Origin of the sequence: Microbacterium sp. AG790 (assembly GCF_003634765.1) — a bacterium.
Lineage (GTDB): Bacteria > Actinomycetota > Actinomycetes > Actinomycetales > Microbacteriaceae > Microbacterium.
On the sequence record NZ_RBWZ01000006.1, the window covers coordinates 646,925 to 668,319 of the forward strand.

Sequence of the window (21,395 nt, forward strand, 5' to 3'; positions counted from 1 at the left end):
CCCTGCCGGGCTCCAGCAACCCCCACCTAGGCTGGAACCCGTGGCGCAGAGCATCTACATCACCTCCACCGAGGGACTGTCCGGCAAATCGACCATCGTCCTCGGAGTGCTCGACGCACTGACCCGCTCCACCCCTCGGGTGGGCGTGTTCCGGGCCATCGCCCGTTCGATCGACGAACGCGACTACGTGCTCGAGATGCTCCTCGATCACATCGGCGTCGACCTCGACTACGAAGAGGCGGTCGGTGTCACCTACGACGACGTGCGACGCGACCCGGATGCCGCGCTCTCGCGCATCGTGGAGCGGTTCAAGGCGGTCGAGGCGAAATGCGATGCCGTCGTCGTCGTCGGCAGCGACTTCACCGACGTCGGCTCCACGAGCGAGCTCGGCTACAACGCCCGCATCGCGGCGAACCTGGGCGCGCCGGTGCTCGTCGTGCTCAACGGCCGGGCCGACCAGGGCGATCGTCTCGGGGTGAGCGTGCCGCGCACGCCGCAGCAGCTGGCACAGGTGACCGAGCTCGCCCTCACCGACATCACGCACCAGCGTGCCGAGCTGTTCGCCGTCATCACCAACCGCGCCGACCCCGCGCACCTCGACGAGATCAACGCGGCGATCGGCGACGTCGTGCGCGGCGTGCCCGCCGTCGACGGCAACCGCGAAGCCGAGGTGGCGGTGTGGTCCATCCCCGAGGACGTCTTCCTCGTCGCGCCTGCCGTGCGCGACATCATGCTCGCCCTCGGCGGCACGCTCCTGCGCGGCGATGAGGCACTGCTCCTGCGCGAAGTGCTCGACGTGGTCGTCGCGGGCATGTCGCTCAACAACATCCTTCCGCGGCTCACCGAGGGTGCCATCGTGATCGTCCCGGCCGATCGCACCGAAGTGCTGCTCGGACTGCTGCTGGCCAACTCGTCGGGCACATTCCCCTCGATCGCGGGCATCATCCTCAACGGACCGTTCCCGCTGCCGCCGGCCGTGCAGGACCTCATGGTGGGGCTCGACTCGCCGCTTCCGATCATCCAGACCGACCTGGACACCTACGACACGGCCGTCCGGGTCATGAGCACGCGTGGCCGCCTCGCGGCCGGCTCGCAGCGCCGCTACGACACGGCGCTGGCCCTGTTCGAGCAGCACGTCGACACCGACGAGTTCACGCGTGCTCTGGGATTGGCCCATTCCACGGTGGTGACGCCCCTGATGTTCGAGTACCAGCTCCTGGAGCGTGCCCGCACCGGCCGTAAGCGCATCGTGCTGCCCGAGGGCGGCGACGACCGCGTGCTGCGGGCCGCGGCGACCGTGCTCGCCCGCGGCATCGCCGACCTGACGATCCTCGGCGACGAGGCCGAGGTGCGCGGTCGCGCCGTCGAGCTCGGTCTCGACCTGAGCGCCGCGCAGGTGCTGAGCCCGTTCGACCCGCAGATCGTGCACCGCTTCGCCGAGGAGTACGCGGAGCTGCGCAAGCACAAGGGCATCACGTACGAGAAGGCGGCCGACACCATCACCGACGTGTCGTACTTCGGCACCATGATGGTGCACCTGGGTCTCGCCGACGGCATGGTCTCCGGCGCCGCCCACACCACGGCGCACACCATCCGGCCCGCGTTCGAGATCATCAAGACCCGTCCGGGCGTCTCGGTCGTCTCCAGCGTGTTCCTCATGGCGCTCGCCGACCGCGTGCTCGTGTACGGCGACTGCGCCGTGATCCCCGACCCCACCGCCGCACAGCTCTCCGACATCGCGATCTCGTCGGCCGCCACGGCGCGTCAGTTCGGCATCGAGCCCCGCATCGCGATGCTCTCGTACTCCACCGGCGAGTCCGGATCGGGCGAGGACGTCGACAAGGTGCGCGAGGCCACGGCCTTCGTCCGCGAGCGCGCGCCCGAGCTGCTCGTCGAAGGACCGATCCAGTACGACGCGGCGGCCGACGCCGCCGTCGCCAAGGCGAAGATGCCCGACTCCGCGGTCGCGGGCCGGGCGACGGTGTTCGTCTTCCCCGACCTCAACACCGGCAACAACACGTACAAGGCGGTGCAGCGCTCGGCCGGAGCGATCGCCATGGGACCGGTGCTCCAGGGACTCAACAAGCCCATCAACGACCTGTCGCGCGGAGCGCTGGTCGAAGACATCGTCAACACGATCGCCATCACCGCGATCCAGGCGCAGAACCAGCAGCAGGGAATCAACGCATGACCGTCGTCCTCGTCATCAACAGCGGCTCCTCGTCGTTCAAATACCAGCTCGTCGACGTCGAGTCCCAGACGGCGCTCGCGTCGGGGCTCGTCGAGCGGATCGGCCAGGAGAGCGGTTCGGCTCGTCACAAGGTGGGGGATGCCGACCACTCGCGCGAACTGCCGATCCCGGACCACACCGCCGGCTTCCGCGTAATGCTCGACGCCTTCGAGGAGTACGGCCCGTCGCTCGTCGAGACCCCGCCGTCGGCGGTGGGCCATCGCGTCGTCCAGGGCGGCGCCCGGTTCTTCCGCCCGACGCTCATCGACGATCTCGTCGAGATCAACATCGACGAGCTGTCGGTGCTGGCGCCGCTGCACAACCCCGGGGCGCTGCAGGGCATCCGCGCCGCGCGGGCCGCCTTCCCGGCGCTGCCGCACGTCGCCGTCTTCGACACGGCCTTCCACCAGACGCTGCCGCCGGCGGCCTACACCTACGCGATCGATCAGACGATCGCCCGCAAGCACCGCATCCGCCGCTACGGCTTCCACGGCACGAGCCACAAGTTCGTCAGCGAGGCCGCCGCGGCCCACGTGGAGCGGCCGCTGCGAGAGCTGAAGCAGCTCGTACTGCACCTCGGCAACGGGGCCTCCATCACCGCGATCGACGGTGGGCACTCCGTCGACACCTCGATGGGGCTCACCCCCCTGGAGGGCCTGGTCATGGGAACCCGCTCCGGCGACCTCGACCCGTCGGTGCTCCTCGTCCTCGCCCGTCGCGAGGACATGAGCCCGGGGGAGCTCGACGAGTTCCTCAACAAGCGCAGCGGTGTGCTGGGCCTGGCCGGCGTGTCGGACATGCGCGACATCGAGGACCGCCGCGCCGAGGGCGCGGGGGCGGCCATGCTCGCCTTCGACGTCTACATCCACCGTCTGCGTGCCTACATCGGCGCCTACATCGCACAGCTCGGCGGCGTGGACGTGATCTCCTTCACGGCCGGAGTGGGGGAGAACTCGCCGCTCGTCCGCGCGGAGGCGATGGCGACGCTGGGTTTCCTCGGCATCCGCATCGACCCGACGCGCAACGAGGCGCGCGAGCGCGGCATCCGCACCATCTCCACCGACGACTCCGCCGTCACCGTGCTCGTCGTTCCCACCAACGAGGAGCTGGAGATCGCACGGCAGACCCTCGCGGTCGTCGCTTCATGACGCGCGGGCCACACCGGGCCACTACGCTGAACCCGTGACAGCCGAGCTTCCCGACCTCAGCGCTCTCGACGGCGTGCTCTTCGACCTGGACGGTGTGCTGACGCCCACGGCCGATGTGCACATGCACGCGTGGCAGTCGATGTTCACCGAGCTGTTCTCGGCCTGGGGCCTCGAGCCGCCGTACACGGAGGACGACTACTTCCGTCATCTCGACGGAAAGCAGCGCTACGACGGCGTCGCGAGCCTGCTGCGCTCGCGCGATGTCGAGGTGCCGTGGGGCGATCCGTCCGACCCGGTGACCGCCGACACGGTCTGCGGCATCGGCAACCGCAAGAACGAGGTGTTCGCCCGGGTGCTGCGCACCGAGGGCATCGCCCCCTACCCGGGATCGCTCGCGCTGATCGAGCAGCTGCGCGCCGCCGGCACTCTGATCGGTGTCGTGTCGAGCTCGAAGAACGCCGAAGAGGTGCTGACGATCGCCGGCATCCGCGACTACTTCCCGGTCGTGGTCGACGGGGTCGTCTCGGCGCGCGAGGGGCTGCGCTCCAAGCCCGCCCCCGACATGTTCGCCGCCGGGGCCCGCCTGCTCGGCGTCGACCCCGCCCGCAGCGCCGCCGTCGAAGACGCCCACTCCGGTGTCGCCTCGGCCGCGGCCGCCGGCTTCGGCCTCGTCGTCGGCGTCGACCGCGGTGCCGGAGCCCAGGCGCTGCTCGATCTCGGCGCGACGCTCGTCGTCGAGGACCTCTCGGCTTTCGTCACCCGATGACCGGCCCCTCCGACGAAAGGATGGACAGGATGGATCGCGACCGCTTCCCGATCGACCCGTGGCGCCTGGTGGAGACGCGCTTCTCGCTCGACGACGTCGGTGTCACCGAGACGCTGTTCGCCCTCGGCAACGGCTACCTCGGCCTCCGCGGCAATCAGCCCGAAGGCCGCCACGCGCACGAGCACGGCACCTTCATCAACGGCTTCCACGAGATCTTCCCGATCCGCCATGCCGAGCAGGCCTACGGCTTCGCGGAGGTCGGCCAGACGATCATCAACGCCCCGGATGCCAAGGTCATGCGCGTCTACGTCGACGACGAGCCGCTGTCGTTCGACCTCGCCGACATCCGCGAGTACGAACGTGCGCTCGACATGCGCAACGGCGTGCTCACGCGTCACGTGCGCTGGATGACGCCCAGCGGCAAGGACGTGGTCATCGACTTCGAGCGGCTGGTGTCCTTCGAAGAGCGCCACCTCGCGGTGATGCGCCTGACCGTGACGGTGCTCAACAGCGATGCGCCCGTGACCGTGAACTGCCAGATCATCAACCGGCAGGACGGCGAAGACGTGTACGGCGGGTCTGCTCCCGGGCGCGGGACGGCGAAGGGCTTCGATCCCCGCAAGGCGGAGAAGATCGAGGACCGTGTGCTCCAGCCCGAGGAGTACTGGCAGGACGGCGACCGTGCCGCCCTCGCGTATCGGGTGACCGCGTCGGGGATGACGATGGCGGTCGTGGCCGACCACGTCGTCGAGACGGAGAACGAGTACTCGTCGCGCACGCTGGTCGAACCGGATATCGCCAAGAACGTGTACCGCGTGCAGGCGAAGGCCGGGGTGCCGACCACGGTGACCAGGCTGGTCAGCTATCACACCTCCCGCGGGGTGCCGGCGCGCGAGCTCGTCGACCGCGGCCGCCGCGCCCTCGACCGCGTCCGCGCGGAGGGCATCGCCCACCAGTTCACGCGTCAACGCGAGTGGATGGACGCGTTCTGGGAGCGCTCGGACGTCGTCATCGCAGGTCACGACGACCTGCAGCAGGCGAGCAGGTGGTGCCTGTTCCAGCTCGCGCAGGCGGCGGCCCGCGCCGACGGTCAGGGCGTTCCCGCCAAGGGCGTCTCGGGCTCGGGCTACAGCGGTCACTACTTCTGGGACACCGAGATCTACGTGCTCCCGTTCCTGATGTACACGACGCCGATCTGGGCACGCAACGCGCTGCGCATGCGCTATCTCATGCTCCCGGCGGCACGGCGCCGCGCGGCGCAGCTGAACGAGGCGGGTGCCCTCTTCCCCTGGCGCACGATCAGCGGCGAGGAGGCCTCGGCGTACTACGCCGCCGGCACCGCGCAGTACCACATCAACGCGGACGTCAGCTTCGCCCTCGCCAAGTACGTGCGCGCGACGGGCGACGACGAGTTCCTCTACCGCGAGGGCGTGGACATCGCCGTCGAGACGGCCCGGCTGTGGGCCACGCTCGGGTTCTGGCGCTACACCGAGGACGGCCAGCCCGAGGTGTTCCACATCCACGGCGTGACGGGACCCGACGAGTACACGACGGTCGTCAACGACAACCTGTTCACCAACGTGATGGCGCGCTTCAACCTGCGTTTCGCGGCGCGTGTGGTGCGCGAGATGGCAGAGGACGCGCCGGAGTACTACGCCCAGATGGTCGAGCGGCTCTCGTTCGACCCCGCCGAGGGCGACGCGTGGGATGCCGCCGCGGAGGCGATGCACATTCCGTACAGCGAGGGCCTCGGCATCCATCCGCAGGATGAGGTGTTCCTCGAGCGCGAGGTGTGGGACCTGGAGAACACCCCGCCCGAGCAGCGTCCGCTGCTGCTGCACTTCCACCCGCTGGTGATCTACCGCTACCAGGTGCTCAAGCAGGCCGACGTCGTTCTGGCGCTGTACCTGCAGGGAAACCACTTCTCCGACGAGGAGAAGCTCGCCGACTTCGAGTACTACGACCCGCTGACCACCGGCGACTCGACGCTGTCGGCGGTCGTGCAGGCGATTCTTGCGGCCGAGGTCGGGTACCAGGACCTGGCGCTCGAATACTTCTCGCAGTCGATCTTCGTCGACCTCGGCGACCTGCACCACAACGCCTCCGACGGCGTGCACGTGGCCTCGGCGGGGGGCGTGTGGACCGCTCTGGTCGCCGGCTTCGGCGGCATGCGTGATCACTACGGCGAGTTGAGCTTCGATCCGCGTCTGCCCAAGGACTGGCCGTCGCTGGCGTTCACCCTGCACTGGCAGGGCACGCCGCTGAAGATCGAGATCACGGCGGAGCAGCTGAGGGTGGATGCCGGGGCCGGCGAGCCGGTCTCCTTCTCGGTGCGCGGCGAGGCGTTCGTCGTGGCCCCGGAGTCGACGTTGACGGTGCCGCTGCGCGGTCAGGGGCCGGAGCTGTCGGGTCGTCCCACGATCAGCGACATCGGCGACGCCCTCCGCGAGGACGGGACGCTCCTGTCGGCATCCGTTCCGACCATGACGACGACGATTCCTGTGATCACCGGGAGCGTGCCGATCGTCGGCGCCTTCCCGCCAGACGACGCCAACCTCGGCATCGACTCCTGACGCGGCTCACGGGCCGGCGGCGTTCGGCCGTGCGCGTCCCCGATCCGGCGCGTCGCTGCGATCGGGGGCGCGAACCGTCGCTACGCCGTTGCGGAGGCGACAGTCTGCGACACTGATTCGCCGGTCACGGAGAGGTCGTGCGCGGACGCGTCGGCCACGATGGCGCGCACCGCATCGCGCCCGGCGCGGTTGGCGCCCACCGTGGACTGCGAGGGTCCGTAGCCGATGAGGAACAGGCGCGGCTCGTCGATCGCGCGACCGTTCGCCACGCGGACGCCGCCGGCTGCGGTACGCAGTCCCAGCGGGGAGAGGTGGGCGATGTCGGCGCGAAAACCCGTCGCCCAGAGGATCACGTCGGCGGGTTCGAACGTGCCGTCCGGCATCCGGACGCCGTGCTCTTCGATGCGTTCGAACATCGGATGCCGCACCAGCACTCCCCGCTCGTGGGCGGCTCGCGCCCACGGCGTCCAGTGCTGCCCCGTCACGGAGATGACGCTCCCGGGAGGGTCGCCGCGACGCACGCGCTCCTCGACACCCGCGATCGCCACCACCCGGGCGGCGGTGTCGAACTGCGCGGCATCCCAGGTCACGTCCTTCCGCGTCACCCAGAACGTGTCGGTGACGCGGGAGATCTCCTCCAGCAGCTGCACGGCCGAGATCCCCGCGCCGACGATGACGACGCGCTGCCCGACGAACTCGTCCGCGGAGACGTAGTCGTGGACATGCAGCTGTCGGCCGGCGAAGTCCTCCTGGCCGGGGTAGTGGGGCCAGAAGGGGCGCCGCCACGTGCCGGTCGCGTTGATGACGTACCGCGCGAACCACACGCCGTGGTCGGTGTCGATGCGCAGGAGCCCATGCGGGTCGTCGTCGACCCTCCGTACCGCCCGTGCGTGCACCGGCCGGTGCACCCGCAGATCGAAGCGACGCTCGTAGTCCGCGAAGTAGGCGGGCAGCACGTCCACGCTGGGCGCCGTGGGATCGGCGGGCGGTACGGGTGCGCCGGGCAGCTCGTGGATGCCGTTGACCGTGCCCATCCGCAGCGACCGCCAGCGATGCTGCCAGGCCCCGCCGGGCGCAGCATCGGCGTCGAGCACCGCGAAGGTGCGGGCGCCGCCGTCGCCCGGGGCGGGGACGAAGCCGCGGCGGCGCAGGTGAAAGGCGGCCGACAAGCCGGCTTGGCCGGCGCCGATGACGAGGACGTCCACCGTCTCGGCGGGGGAGTCGTTGGTCATGCCCCCTTCAACGCGTCACGCCGAAGGATGTTCCCGTCCTGCATGTCGGGAGCACACCGTAGTCTGTTCTGGTGACCACCGCCCTGTACCGCCGCTACCGACCGGAGACGTTCGGCGAGATGATCGGGCAGGCGCAGGTCACCGAACCGCTCATGACGGCGTTGCGCAGCGATCGTGTCGGCCACGCCTACCTCTTCAGCGGCCCTCGCGGCTGCGGCAAGACGACGTCGGCCCGCATCCTCGCGCGCTGCTTGAACTGCGCTGCCGGTCCGACCGACACGCCGTGCGGCGTCTGCGACAGCTGTGTCGAGCTCAGTCGCGGCGGCGGCGGGTCGCTCGACGTGGTCGAGATCGACGCGGCATCCCACAACGGTGTCGACGACGCCCGCGATCTGCGTGAGCGCGCGATCTTCGCCCCCGCGCGCGACCGCTTCAAGATCTTCATCCTCGACGAAGCGCACATGGTGACGGCTCAGGGGTTCAACGCGCTGCTCAAGCTCGTCGAAGAGCCCCCCGAGCACGTGAAGTTCATCTTCGCGACCACCGAGCCCGAGAAGGTCATCGGCACGATCCGCTCGCGCACCCACCACTATCCGTTCCGTCTCGTCGCCCCCGCGGCGATGCTCGAGTACGTCGAGCAGCTCTGCGTCCAGGAGGGGGTGCAGACCGAGGCCGGTGTGCTTCCGCTGGTGGTGCGGGCCGGCGGCGGGTCGCCCCGCGACACGCTGTCGCTGCTCGATCAGCTCATCGCCGGCTCCGACCCCGTCGACGGTGAGAAGGGTGCGACCGTGCGATACGAGCGCGCCGTCGCGCTGCTCGGGTACACCCACGGGGCGCTCCTCGACGAGGTGGTCACGGCCTTCGCAGCGCACGACGCGGCGGCCGCTTTCGCCGCGATCGACCGGGTCGTGCAGACCGGACAGGATCCGCGGCGGTTCGTCGACGACCTGCTCGAGCGGTTGCGCGACCTCATCATCGTCGCCGCAACGGGGGAGGGCGCCGGGGCGGTGCTGCGCGGCATCCCCGCCGACGAGCTCGAGCGGATGGGCCGTCAGGCCTCGGCGTTCGGCACCGATCGTCTCTCCCGCATCGCCGACCTCGTCGTCGGCGCCCTCGACGACATGAACGGGGCGACCTCTCCGCGTCTGCAGCTCGAGCTGCTGGTGGCGCGAGTGCTCGCGCACACCGCCGATGCCGCCGCCGCTTCCGCCCCGGCTGCCGGCGCTCCTGCCGCGGCTGCCGCCGCTCCCGCCCCGGCTGCCGGCGTTCCTGCCCCGACCGCTCCCGCCGCGGCTGCCGCCGCTCCCGCCCCGGCTGCCGGCGTTCCTGCCCCGCCCGCTCCCGCCGCGCCCGCCTCCGAGGCGCCGACGACTCCGGTCGTTGAGCGAGCGAGCGCAGCGAGCGAGTCGAAACGCCCCGACCCCGCGCCGGCCGCCGCCGATCCCGAGCCCACGCCCGCATCGCCCGCGCCCGCCCCGGTCGCGCCGAGCGGTCCGGTCACCCTCGCGCAGGTTCGCGACGCGTGGCCCGAGATCCTCCAGCGCCTCGAGCCGGTGAGCCGGTCGTCGTGGATGATCGCCGTCGACGCCACCCCGGTCGCGTTCACCGACGACGTGCTGACGTTGAGCTTCCGCACGCAGGCGGATGTCGCCGCGTTCAAGAAGCTTGCGGCCGGCAAGGGCCCCAGTGAAGACCTGCGCGGTGCGATCCGCGACGTTCTCGGCATCCGTGTGAAGTACGTGGCGCGTTTCGATGCCGATGCGCCCGCGGGTCCGTCGGCCCCGGGCGGTGCGACGGCGTCGGACGACGGGCCGCGCACCGACGACGGCCCTTCCGGGTCTGCTCGCGCCGACGGCGGCGAGCGGCCTCGATCGACGCCTACCGTCGCATCCTCCGCAGCCGCTCCGGTGACGGAGTGGGCGGTGGCGCGGATCCCGAGCGACCCCGCGCCGCGCGCTTCGGCGCCGAACGATCCTGCTCCGGGTGCACCGGCGGCATCTGCACTCCTCGCCCCTGCCCCGGCGGCGGTCGGGCTGGCGGTCGACGACGAGCCCGAGGACGCCACCGCCGAGACGGTGCGCACGCTGACGATCCCCCGGGACGGCGCCGTTCTGCCCGCCTCGGTGGAGTACACGCACACCGACGACGACGCCCCGGAAGAGGATGAGTTCCCGCCTCCGCTCGAGGACGCTCCGCTGCCGCCGCGTGCTCCCGTCGCGGTCGAACGCCCTGCGCCGCCCCGCGTGCCCCGTCCCGGTGGCATCGAGCGCGTCGGTGAGGCCGTCGTGCGGCAGGTGCTGGGGGCGACATTCGTGCGCGAAGAGCCGTACACGCCCCCGACGAGGTTCAACTAAGCCATGTACGACGGCATCGTCCAAGACCTCATCGACGAGTTCGGCCGCCTTCCCGGCATCGGGCCGAAGTCCGCGCAACGTATCGCGTTCCACATCCTTCAGACTCCGACGTTCGATGTCGCGCGTCTGTCGCAGCTGCTCGGCGAGCTGCGCGAGCGCGTGCGCTTCTGCGAGATCTGCGGCAACGTGAGCGAGCAGGAGCGGTGTGCGATCTGTCGCGACCCCCGCCGCGATCAGACCTTCATCTGCGTGGTCGAGGATGCCAAGGATGTCTCGGCCATCGAGCGGACGCGGGAGTTCCGGGGGCTCTACCACGTGCTCGGCGGCGCCATCAGCCCGATCGCCGGCATCGGGCCCGACGACCTGCGCATCACGCAGCTGATGCAGCGCCTCGCCGACGGCACGGTGCAGGAAGTCATCCTCGCGACCAACCCGAACCTCGAAGGCGAGGCCACCGCGACCTACCTCAGCCGGCTGCTGCACACCCTCGAGATCCGCGTGACACGGCTGGCGTCCGGTCTTCCCGTCGGCGGCGACCTCGAGTACGCCGACGAAGTCACCCTCGGCCGCGCCTTCGAAGGGCGCCGGAGCATCTGATCGCGGTGCCGGCGAACCGGTCCGCCGCGCCCTCGCCCTGCCGGGGGTGGGTGTCGGCCAGCTGAGGCGCTACTCCTCGTCCGCCAGATCGACGCCCGGCGTTCACCGGTGCGTCCGGTCGGTGTCGCCTTGGGCCGCCACTCTTCCCTCGCGGCCGTGTGCACGATCTCCGGTGTCGCGAAAGGGAGAACCATGTCCGCGCGTCTTCTCTACGCGCATTTTCCCGCGGCCTCGCACAAGACCGCACTCGAATGGATGCGCGTCGTCGCCGAGATCGCGGCCGGGCATCCCGGTGTCGGGCCCTTCGCGAGCGGACAGGAACCGCTTCCGGCCGTCGAACCCGCCGTCGCCTGGCGGCTGGTGAGCGAGAACCGGCGCGAGATCGCGCGAGGATGCCGCGTCTTCACCGACGAGGCGGTTGCCCGCGCCGACCTGGCGCAGGTGCTGCGCGCGGCGTCGACGTTCGAGATCCACACCAACCCGGCGCCGCGCTTGCGCAGCACGGGGTGGTTCGTCAGCGCGCGCGGCTCGCTCGTGATGATGGGCGCCCGCCGCTATGAGAAGCGCTCGGCGGCCGAAAGCGCGGCGGCTCTCGCGGTGCGCCTCATGCAGGAGCTGGCCGCCACCTCATCGGGCGGCGCCGACCTCGGGCTCAGCCGGCCGGCGCCGGTGGATCCGCTGATCCTGCAATGAGCGACGGCCTCATCGCCGGGCGGTTCCACCTGCGGAATCTGCGTGGAAGCGGCGGTACGGCCGCCGTGTTCGAGGCCGACGACACGGTGCGCGCGCAGCGCGTGGCGTTGAAGCTGCTGCATCCGCACCTGGCCGTCGGGCCGGCCGCGTGGGAGGCGTTCTTCGAGGAGGTGCGAGCTGCCCAGGCGATCGCCCACCCGAACCTCGCCGAGGTGTACGACGCAGGCCTCGCGCCCGGTGACCCACCCGTCGCGTGGATCGCGATGGAGCTCATCGACGGTGTCAGTCTCGCCGACCACGTGCGTGAGCGCGGGCCGCTCACCGTCACGGATGCCGTGGCCGTCTTCGCCGCCGTGGTCGACGCGACCGGCGCCGCGCACACGGGCGGCATCGTCCACCGCGACATCACGCCCTCGAACATCATGTTCACCCTCAGCGAGAGCGACGACGCGGACTTGCGGGTGAGCGGCATCCGGCTCCTCGATTTCGGGCTGGCCGACGTCCCGGGGCGCACGACGCGCGGCGGCGACGCGTTGCTGAGCGGCGCGGGATCCGACGCGGCGGGTGCGGGCGTCGTCGCCAGCGTCCCCTACGCCTCGCCCGAACAGCTCTCGGGCGCGGCGATCGGGGAGTCGAGCGACCTCTACCAGATCGGTGCCACGCTCTTCTTCGCGCTGACGGGGAGTCCCCCGTTCGAGGGCGAGACCGCGGCGGTCGTCCGTGCGCATCTGTCGTCACCGCCGCCGGTGCCCTCTGCGCGCCGTCGCGGCATCCCGCCCGCTCTCGACCGGGTCGTCACGACAGCCATGCTGAAGCGTCCCCAGGACCGGTACCCGGATGCCGCGGCGATGCGCTCCGCGCTCGACGCCGTCATCGGGGCGTCGTCGGACGCGGCGATGGCCCCATCGACCACGGCCGCGACGCGCGTGTACCGCACGCGGCTGCCCGGTGTCGACGCACCCCTCAGCCCTCCCCGCCCGACGGTTGCAGCGGAACCAGCGGCGTCGTCCCCTTCCCTCCCTCGCGCGCGCGGAGCCTGGCGGGCGCCCCTCATCGCCGCCGCCCTCATCGCCGCCGTGACCGCCGCCGCCGGCTGGTCGGCGATGGCGGCATCGACGGGGGGGAGTCCGACGGCGACGGCGTCGGCCTCGCGGACGGCGTTGGCGACGCCGTCCGCGAGCGCGGCGCCGACCGACACCGCGACGGCGAGCACGCGACGGGTGGTGCCGGAAGTCCGAGGACTCGCGGTCGACGAGGCGGTAGGCGTGCTGGAACGGGCCGGCTTCACGGTCGGCGACATCGGCCGCGACGATGGGCCTGCCGTGCGCGACATCGTGCTCGCGTCCGTGCCCGCCGCGGGCGACCGCGTGTCTGCGGGGGCCGTGATCGCCCTGCGCGCGGCATCCGGCCTGAACGCCGTCCCCGCCGTTGCGGGCATGGCCCTCGCGGAGGCGCAGGGCGCGCTGTCGACCGCCGGCTTCGCGTCTCGCGTCGCCGTCGGCGGATCGGGCGCCCCGGGCGTCGTGGCCGCCACCGTGCCGACGTCCGGACAGTCGGCGCCGGTGGGCACGGTCGTGGTCCTGCAGGTTCCGGCCGAGACCTCCGCGACGCCGAGCGCATCGGCGAGCCCGTCGATCACGCCCGTGCCGTCGTCGAGCCCCACCGCGACTCCCGCGGCGATGGAGCCCCCGCGACCATGACGGATACCTCCCGCACGCGAAGCGGTCACGTGTGCGACACGATCGCAGCGGCCGTCGTTCACCCTCCCGCGTCATCCTGGCTCCGCGAAGCCTGTCCCGAGGGCTCCGCCGCGCACGCGCCCCGGAACGACAGGCGTCGCTCGGTCCCGAGATCCGCTCACCCGTTCCGCACGCCAGGGAGGCGCCATGACCACTGACTCCGTCACGGAGGTCATCCCCGCGGCCCCGACCCCCCGGCCGCGCTCGCTCGTCTCGCGGCCCGTGCAGGCCGACCGGGTCTTCCGTGCCCTGTGCTACGCCGCCGGCGGCATCACGGTCGCGATCATGCTCGCGGTCGGGGTGTTCCTCTCCGGCCGAGCCGGGGAGGCGCTCGCCCGGTCGGGCCCCGCATTCCTGTGGACCCAGGCATGGTCGCCGGAGGGCGGAGACGGCCAGTTCGGCATTGCGGCGGTGCTCTTCGGCACCGTCACGATCGCGTTCATCGCGCTGTCGATCGCGCTGCCGCTGTCGCTGGCGACGGCGCTGCTGATCAGCGAGGTGGTGCCGGGGCGCATCAAGTCCACGCTCATCTCCCTCGTCGACCTCATGGCCGCGGTGCCGAGCGTCGTGTTCGGCCTGTGGGGCGTGTTCTTCCTGCAGGCGAACGTGATCCCGGTCTCGCAGTGGATCTCCACGTACTTCGCGTGGATCCCCCTCTTCGCCGTCACCGATCCCTCGGGAGCCCGCGTGACGGATGCCGGGGCCTTCACCTCTTCCGCCTTCATCGCCGGCATCGTCGTCTCGCTCATGATCGTCCCGACGCAGACCTCCGTCATGCGCGAGGCCTTCTCGCAAGCGCCGTTGGGTGAGCGGGAGGGTGCGCTCGCGCTGGGATCGACCCGGTGGGGGATGATCCGCACGGTCGTGCTGCCGTTCGGGCGCGGCGGCATCATCGGCGGCACGATGCTCGCGCTCGGACGAGCGCTCGGGGAGACGATCGCCGTCGTCATGATCATCTCGCCGATCTTCACCATCAACTGGCAGGTGCTGAAGACGGGTACCAACTCCGTGTCCGCGCTCATCGCCCTCCGCTACGGCGAGGCGAGCCAGTTCGGACTGTCCGCCCTCATGGCCGCCGGTCTCGTGCTGTTCATCATCACGCTGATCGTCAACTTCACGGCATCCACCATCGTCGCCCGCAGCCGCTCGGGCGCGGAGAGCAACTGATGACGATCGTCGACGCAGCGCCGCGCTCTCCGGCCGCGCAGGAGCAGGCGCCGGCCGCGCGCACGGAGATCCCCGTCCGACACGAGGCGGTGGGAGAGCGCCGTGACCTGCGCAGCGTGCCGCTCGACGACGCGTTCAACGTGGTCGGCGCGGTCGCGGCGGGCATCGCGGTGGCGACGCTGCTGTTCGGCTGGCTGACGCCGATGACCGGGTTCATCGGGTGGCTGGTCATCTCCTTCATCGCATTCCTCGGCATCTACGCGGTGCTCTCGTCGCTGCGTGCCGACCGGCTCACCGTCAGCGAGCGGATCATGACGGCCCTCTTCTACTCGGCCGGCGCGATCCTGCTCGGCGCCCTCGTGTTCGTGCTCGGGTACACGGTGGTCCGCGGTGTTCCGGCGCTGATCAACCCGAACTTCTTCGTCGAGACGATGAAGCTCGCCGGTCCGCTCGAACCGCTCAGCGTGGGGGGCATCGCGCACGCGATCGTCGGCACGCTGATCCAGATCTCGATCGCCCTCGTCATCACGATTCCGCTCGGGATCACGACGGCGGTGTTCCTCAACGAGGTCGGTGGACGCTTCGCGAGGTTCGTGCGGACGATCTCCGACGCCATGACCGCGCTGCCGTCCATCGTCGCCGGCCTGTTCATCTACGCCGCGATCGTCACTCTCGTCACGCACCAGCGGTCCGGGTTCGCGGCGGCGCTCGCGATCAGCGTCATGATGCTGCCGATCATCATCCGCGCCTCCGACGTCGTTCTGCGGCTCGTGCCCAACAACCTCCGGGAGGCGTCGTACGCCCTCGGCACGACCCGGTGGCGGACGGTCTGGCACGTCGTGCTCCCGACCTCGCGCTCGGGACTGGTCACCGCGGTCATTCTCGGCACCGCGCGGGGTGTCGGCGAGACGTCGCCGGTGCTGTTGACCTCGGGCGTGACCGCGGAGATGAACCTCAACCCGTTCAGCGGGCCGATGATCTCGCTGCCCCTGCAGGTGTTCGACTTCGTCAAGTCGCCCGAGCCGAACATGGTCGCCCGCGGCTTCGGTGCGGCCGCGACCCTCGTGCTGCTCGTGCTCGCCCTGTTCTTGATCGCACGCCTCATCGGCGGGCGTGGGCCCGGGCAGCTGAGCGACCGGCAGCGTCGGGCTGTCGCGGGCGCGTCTGCCCGCGACCTCCGACGCATCGAGGATGCCGGTGCACGCCGAGAGCGTGCGCTGCCCTCGGCATCCGCATCGACAGAGCCCACCCATCCGATCGAGGAGAACCCGTCGTGACCGCGCGAGCCCGCTGGTACCGTTTCGCCGCCGCGACCGTCGTCGCCGCGCTGATCGCGCTGATCCCGCTGCCCGCGCAGGCGGCCGAGTCGTATGTGCCCATCTCCGGCTCCGGATCGACGTGGTCGCAGAACGCGCTGGATCAGTGGCGCAAGAACGTCGCCGGCAACTACGGCATGACGGTCAACTATTCCGGCACGGGCTCGTCGGCCGGTCGGCAGGACTTCATCAACCAGACCGTCGACTTCGCGATCAGCGAGATCCCGTTCCAAGCGCGCCCGGAGGACGGATCGGCGCCCGAGGTTCCGGCCACGACCTACTCCTACATGCCGATCGTCGCGGGTGGAACCTCGTTGATGTACAACCTCAAGATCGCGGGCAAGCAGGTGACGAACCTGCGCCTGTCGGGCGAGGTCATCGCGAAGATCTTCACCGGTGCGATCACCAACTGGAATGATCCCGCCATCCAGGCCGACAACCCTGCCCTGGCCATGCCAGACAAGTCGATCACGCCGGTCGTGCGTTCGGACGGGTCGGGCACGAGCGCCCAGTTCACGCTGTGGATGTCGTCGCAGTTCCCGAGTATCTGGACGCGAGGCATGACCTCGCAGTTCCCGTCGCTGAGCGGGGCGTTCAAGGCGCAGAGCGGATCGCTCGGCGTCGCAGGCTACGTCAGCCAGAACTACGGCGAGGGCGCGATCACCTATGTCGAGTACTCCTACGCCCTGAAGTCGGGCTTCCCGGTCGCCAAAGTCCTGAACAAGGCGGGGTACTACGTCGAGCCGACCTACCAGTCGGTCGCGGTCGCGCTCATGGGAGCGGCGATCAACTCCGATCTCACACAGAACCTCGACGGTGTCTACAACAACGCCGACGCGCGCACCTACCCGATGTCGAGCTACTCGTACATGATCGTTCCCACCCAGCCGACGAAGGTCTTCACCGCGGAGAAGGGGAAGACGCTGAGCAAGTTCGCGGACTACATGATCTGCGAGGGGCAGCAGCAGGCGTCCGCGCTGGGGTACTCGCCCCTGCCGATGAACCTCGTGCAGGCGGCATCCGACGTCATCAAGACCATCCCCGGAACCGTGGGCGGTGTCGACTTCAACAGCTGCAACAACCCGACCTTCAAGCCCGGCGACTCACCGTCGGACAACCAGCTCGCCGCCACGGCCCCGATGCCGGCCGACTGCGACAAGCAGGGAACGACGCAGTGCGCCACCGGCACGGGGGGAGCGACCGTCGACACGCCCGTGACGGGTACCGGCGGATCGGGGCAGGCGACGAGCGGCTCCGGGGCAGCCGACGCCGCCGCTCCGGCGGCCGCCGCTGGCGCTGCGGCGAGCGGGGCCGACCCGGTCTACGACGCGAACGGCAATCTCGTTTCCGGCTCGACGGGGGGAGGTGCGAAGGCGGTGTCTTCGCCGTTCACCCTTGCCGCCGGTGACTGGGGGACCCCGCAGCTCACGATGCTCGCTGCCGCCGCCCTGCTTCTCGCCGCGATCGTTCTGCCCCCGCTCCTGTCGCGCCGCCTTCGCGGGCCCAAGCGGTAACACCGCGTCTCTCCTCAAAGCGCACTCGCCTCGCCGGGAGTGCGCTGCACTGCGCTGGAATTTTTCGGCCGCTGATCTGGGAATTAGAGAGTTCTCATGTTGAGTACGAGTCGGAGCAGGCTCGTTCCCAGTGGATTCATCTGATGTCCACAACCCGCCCATACCTTGATCACATCCGGCGCAGGTCGCCGCGAATCCCTGGAGAAAACGTGAACGTGTTGCCGCGTGCCCGACGCCGCACGTGGGTCGCATCCGGTCTCACCGGCGTGCTCACCGCGGGTGTCGTCTTCGCCTTGGTCGCGGGTCCCAGCGTCGTCGTCGCCACCGCCGCTCACGCCGATGAGGTGACCTCCAGCGCCGTGACGGTCACCGCCAAGGACCAGGACCCGACCGGCTATCAGGACGCGCCGTTTCCCGATCTTGCGGTAACCGTCTCGCAGACGAAGGGACTGATCGCGCAGGGCATCACCGTCAGCTGGACCGGCGGTCTGCGCTCGACGGAGCCGACGGCGGGCAACGGGGGAGCGAACTTCCTCCAGGTCTTTCAGTGCTGGGGTGACGACCCCGGCTCACCGCGCACGCCCCGGCCGGACCGCACGACCTGTCAGTACGGCGGAGCACTCACCGCGGGGGGCATGCGTGACTCCACGCGACAGATCCCCTACTCCGACATCCCCCTCCAGGATCAGCCCTACTCCGTACCGGGCCGAGGGATCTTTCCGCCGTACACCTCCATCCCCTTCGTCGCCCGTGACAAGACCGTCGTGTCCTCGATCGACACTGCGGCCGACGGGACGAAGCAGGTGAACGCGACGAGCGTGAACACCAACCAGTTCTTCACCAAGTACACGACGAACGAGGTTCCGTGGGCGGGATCGAGTGCGGACGGGGCGGGATCGATCTCCTTCGAGGTGCAGACGGCGGCGCAGTCGCCCGGTCTCGGCTGCGGCAACGCCGTCACGGAAGCGGGGACGACTGTCGGAGCATCGTGCTGGCTCGTCATCCTTCCGCGCGGCACCGCCGACAACGGATCGACCGCGATCACGGACTCGGGCCTGTTCTGGGATTCGTGGCGGCACGCCCTCGCCGTGCGGCTCGGGTTCCAGCCGATCGACGCCCGCTGCCCGGAGGGCGCTGCGGAGCGGCAGTTGGCAGGAAGCGAGCTCGTGGCGCTGGCTGTGACCTCATGGCAGCCCGTTGTCTGCAACCAGCAGGGCGGGTCGGTGTATGCCCTTCTGACGCTTCCCGAATCCGACGCTCTCGCGACGGCCAATCGTGCGGACAGTGCGGCTCCGATGGCTCTCACGAGCCGGTCCCTCCCGTCTGATGCCGGGCCAGATCGGCTGTCTTATGCTCCCGTCGCCCTGACCGCACTGACGATCGCCTTCGGTATCGATCGCGCTCCGTCGCCCTTCGGCCATGTCGACGACAAGTACCGGGCGCGCGCGCGGCAGCCGTTCACGTCGCTGAATCTCACACCGCGCCTCGTCGCGAAGCTGCTCACCGACTCGTACAAGCGAGCGATCCCCACCGGCGCTGACCTCGCCTACCTCGGTAAGAACCCGGAGGTCATCACCTCCGATCCCGACTTCCTCGCCGTGAACGATCCGGAGTGGGCATCGCAGCTGTATCAAACGCCGGCGCTCGCCGACGTGATCTCACCCCAGGGGCGTTCGGACGCCGCCTGGGCACTGTGGAGCTACGTTCTCGCCGACCCCGAGGCCGTTGCGTTCCTCAACGGAGAACCGGATCCGTGGGGAATGCGGGTCAACCCCTGGTACTCGACGTCGGCGGCGGTCAACGCCGGCGGGACTGCGCTCACGCTTCCGCGCGAGGACTTCCCGCGCGCCGACCCCGTCGAAGTCCGTCCTGAAGGGCAAGCGCCGATCAACCTGGTCGCCTGGCGGCCCTACGCGAACGACCTCGACAGCGTCAGTGGTCTGGTTCTGCGAGGTGACGGCTTGACGCTCGGACAATGGGATCCCACGAAGCAGCCGCCCGGCTACTCCAAAACGGGTCGCACGACCGCCGGGTATCACGCATTGATCGGCGTGAGCGACTTCGCCGCCTCGTCCCGGTATCAGGTGATGACGGCCTCGCTGCGAAATCCGGCCGGTGCCTTTGTCGCCGTGTCGGAGAAGTCCTTGACCGCGGCGGCATCCGCCATGACCGGCGCAGGGGCCGGCGGAGCCGTGCTCGCATTCGACAGTTCTTCGGCGGAGGCGCGCCGGGCCGCCGACGCTTACCCCCTGGCCCTCCCCGTGTACGCGGCGGCATCGCCGCGTCTCACTGATTCGGTGCTGCGGAAGTCGTACGCGGACTTCATCCGCTACGCGGCAGGGGTCGGACAGCGCCGAGGTCCCGACGTCGGCCAGCTCCCCGACGGGTACGCACCGCTTCCACAAGCCTGGGTCGACCAAGCGCGGGTGGCGGCTCAGGCCATCGAGGACGGTGCGACGGCACTCGCCACACCCGTCGCGACGTCGACGGCATCGTCTGTCGCGACTCCCCTTCGGGCCGCGACGGCCGTGTCCGCAACTGGTGATTCGGGGCAACCGTCGGTGGCGCCCGCCCCTGTGCCCAGTGCCACGGGTGCGGCCTCAGCGGCCCTCGCAGGCGCGAAGACCCCCGACGATCCGGGCCCCGGAGCTCTCGCCGCCGCCGTACCCGGCAGCCTGCTCGCCGGTGCCGGTGGAGCGGTCGCCGTGCCCCTCATCTCCCGCCTGCGCAGGCGGGTCCTGTGAGTCCTCGTGCTCGCGATGGCTCACCTGCATCACCCGACAAGGAAAAGGAACTCATGAAAATCAAGAAGATCGCTGCGTTCGGCGCTGCGTTCGGAATCGTGATCGCCGGTCTCAGCGTCGCTTCGGCTGCCAACGCAGACCCCGTCACCGACGGCTACGCGTTCGTCGGCTCGGACACACTTCAGGACGCCGTCGGCGCCCTCGCCAACGGCACGAACGTGACGGGTCCCTCGGTCCGCACCCTTGGTGCGGGCAAGTTCGTCGCGTCCTGGAACGCCTTTACGCCCGGAATCTCCGGCGGGCGCGGTCTGATTCAGACGAAGTCCGGCACCGCGGCGTTCCCTCGCCCGACGGGCTCGGGTGACGGAAAGAAGTCGCTCCTGGCCTCGATCGGCGGCGTGACCGGCACCAACCACACCTGGGCGGCCCCCACCTACACCTTCAACGGTGCGTCCGACGGGCTGAACGGCAACTACACGATCAACACCAACACCGTTGACGGGGCGCGTAGCTCCGACGGGCCGACCGCGGGCAACGAGTCCGACGGCGTGCTCTACTACGTGCCCTTCGGCCAGGATGCCGTGACGTATGCGCTGAAGGTCGGATCCAACGTCGACGCCTCGGCGGTGAGCGCTGCGCAGTCCCTCACGGCGTCGCAGCTCGAGGCCATCTACAAGGCGTCGTCGCCGACGCCGATCGGCAGCTCCGACGATGTCATCGTGCCGGTCGAGCCGCAGGCGGGTTCGGGAACCCGGAAGTTCTGGAACAAGGCCCTCAACTCCGCCGACCACAGCACCGAGATCTCGATCGGTGCTGCCGTCGTCAGCGGCGGACCCGAGAACGACGGCACCAACTCGACGCTCGCCGCCGCCGCCGGCGCCGACAAGATCGCGATCATCCCCTTCTCGGTCGCGTCGTACATCGCCCAGAACAACCTGGACAACACGCAGTCCGGCTTCGCTGCCAAGGGCATCGTCAACACCACGACCGGGCTCTCCCTCGGAAGCCTCGGTGGCGTCGCCGGTTACACCGGCAGCGGTCACGCGCTCACGCCGAACACCAGCTACTACAGCGGCTCGAACCCCTTCAGCCGCACCACCTACGTCATCGTCTCCTACGACCGCGTCAACCCGAGTTCGAGCAACTATGACAAGGGCCTCGCGAACGCCGTCGACCCGACTATTCCGACGAGCCTCGCCTACTGGAGCGCGGGCGACAACGGTACGGCCGCGACCTCCGAGAAGGTCAAGAAGACCTTCGGCTTCGCCAAGCCGGTCAGCGCCGCGAAGCGTTCGAACTGATTCCCGCAACCCGCATCACAC

At 70.1% G+C, this 21,395-nt stretch carries 14 protein-coding genes; 13 read left to right on the forward strand and 1 reads right to left on the reverse strand.

Annotation, left to right across the window (positions count from 1 at the left end; genetic code table 11):
* Window positions 1-40: 40 nt before the first annotated feature.
* From pta to DEU37_RS03640, 4 genes are read left to right on the forward strand one after another with little or no spacing between them, the layout of a single operon-like run.
* Window positions 41-2,191: a phosphate acetyltransferase gene (gene pta / locus DEU37_RS03625; protein ID WP_121189283.1), complete on the forward strand. Its 2,151-nt coding sequence runs from the start codon at window positions 41-43 to the stop codon at window positions 2,189-2,191.
* The gene (locus DEU37_RS03630; RefSeq protein WP_121189284.1) at window positions 2,188-3,378 is read left to right on the forward strand and encodes an acetate/propionate family kinase; all 1,191 of its coding nucleotides are present in this window, start codon (window positions 2,188-2,190) and stop codon (window positions 3,376-3,378) included. The genes pta and DEU37_RS03630 overlap by 4 nt, the downstream gene beginning before the upstream one ends.
* A 34-nt stretch (window positions 3,379-3,412) precedes the next feature.
* Window positions 3,413-4,144, forward strand: a complete 732-nt coding sequence (locus DEU37_RS03635; protein WP_121189285.1) for an HAD family phosphatase — start codon at window positions 3,413-3,415, stop codon at window positions 4,142-4,144.
* A gap of 29 nt (window positions 4,145-4,173) precedes the next feature.
* Window positions 4,174-6,717, forward strand: a complete 2,544-nt coding sequence (locus tag DEU37_RS03640) for a glycoside hydrolase family 65 protein (RefSeq protein WP_121189286.1) — start codon at window positions 4,174-4,176, stop codon at window positions 6,715-6,717.
* An 80-nt stretch (window positions 6,718-6,797) separates the two neighbouring features.
* Here the strand turns inward: DEU37_RS03640 and DEU37_RS03645 are convergent, their stop codons facing one another.
* Window positions 6,798-7,949: an NAD(P)-binding domain-containing protein gene (locus tag DEU37_RS03645; RefSeq protein ID WP_121189287.1), complete on the reverse strand. Its 1,152-nt coding sequence runs from the start codon at window positions 7,947-7,949 to the stop codon at window positions 6,798-6,800.
* 71 nt (window positions 7,950-8,020) lie between these two features.
* Here DEU37_RS03645 and DEU37_RS03650 point away from each other — a divergent pair, with 71 nt between their 5' ends.
* The 9 genes from DEU37_RS03650 (at window position 8,021) to DEU37_RS03690 (ending at window position 21,374) form a co-directional block, all read left to right on the forward strand.
* A complete protein-coding gene (locus DEU37_RS03650; protein WP_183043567.1) occupies window positions 8,021-10,303 on the forward strand; it encodes a DNA polymerase III subunit gamma and tau in 2,283 nt (760 codons plus the stop codon).
* Window positions 10,304-10,306: 3 nt separating this feature from the next.
* Entirely contained in the window at window positions 10,307-10,900 is a 594-nt protein-coding gene (gene recR, locus DEU37_RS03655) for a recombination mediator RecR (protein WP_016464447.1), read from the forward strand.
* Between the two features lie 192 nt (window positions 10,901-11,092).
* Window positions 11,093-11,593: a hypothetical protein gene (locus DEU37_RS03660; RefSeq protein ID WP_121189289.1), complete on the forward strand. Its 501-nt coding sequence runs from the start codon at window positions 11,093-11,095 to the stop codon at window positions 11,591-11,593.
* On the forward strand, window positions 11,590-13,293 hold the full coding sequence (locus tag DEU37_RS03665; RefSeq protein WP_121189290.1) for a protein kinase domain-containing protein: 1,704 nt from the start codon (window positions 11,590-11,592) through the stop codon (window positions 13,291-13,293). The genes DEU37_RS03660 and DEU37_RS03665 overlap by 4 nt, the downstream gene beginning before the upstream one ends.
* Window positions 13,294-13,479: 186 nt before the next feature.
* Window positions 13,480-14,499: a phosphate ABC transporter permease subunit PstC gene (gene pstC, locus DEU37_RS03670; protein WP_005051277.1), complete on the forward strand. Its 1,020-nt coding sequence runs from the start codon at window positions 13,480-13,482 to the stop codon at window positions 14,497-14,499.
* On the forward strand, window positions 14,499-15,776 hold the full coding sequence (gene pstA / locus DEU37_RS03675; RefSeq protein ID WP_121189291.1) for a phosphate ABC transporter permease PstA: 1,278 nt from the start codon (window positions 14,499-14,501) through the stop codon (window positions 15,774-15,776). The genes pstC and pstA overlap by 1 nt, the downstream gene beginning before the upstream one ends.
* Window positions 15,773-17,329, forward strand: coding sequence for a phosphate ABC transporter substrate-binding protein PstS (gene pstS / locus DEU37_RS03680; protein ID WP_121189292.1), 1,557 nt, complete (start codon window positions 15,773-15,775; stop codon window positions 17,327-17,329). Before pstA ends, pstS begins: the two co-directional genes overlap by 4 nt.
* Window positions 17,330-17,538: 209 nt before the next feature.
* Window positions 17,539-20,073 (forward strand): hypothetical protein, encoded by a 2,535-nt coding sequence (locus tag DEU37_RS03685; protein WP_121189293.1) that lies wholly within the window; start codon window positions 17,539-17,541, stop codon window positions 20,071-20,073.
* 53 nt (window positions 20,074-20,126) lie between these two features.
* A complete protein-coding gene (locus tag DEU37_RS03690; protein WP_121189294.1) occupies window positions 20,127-21,374 on the forward strand; it encodes a hypothetical protein in 1,248 nt (415 codons plus the stop codon).
* The last annotated feature ends 21 nt before the right edge of the window (window positions 21,375-21,395 follow it).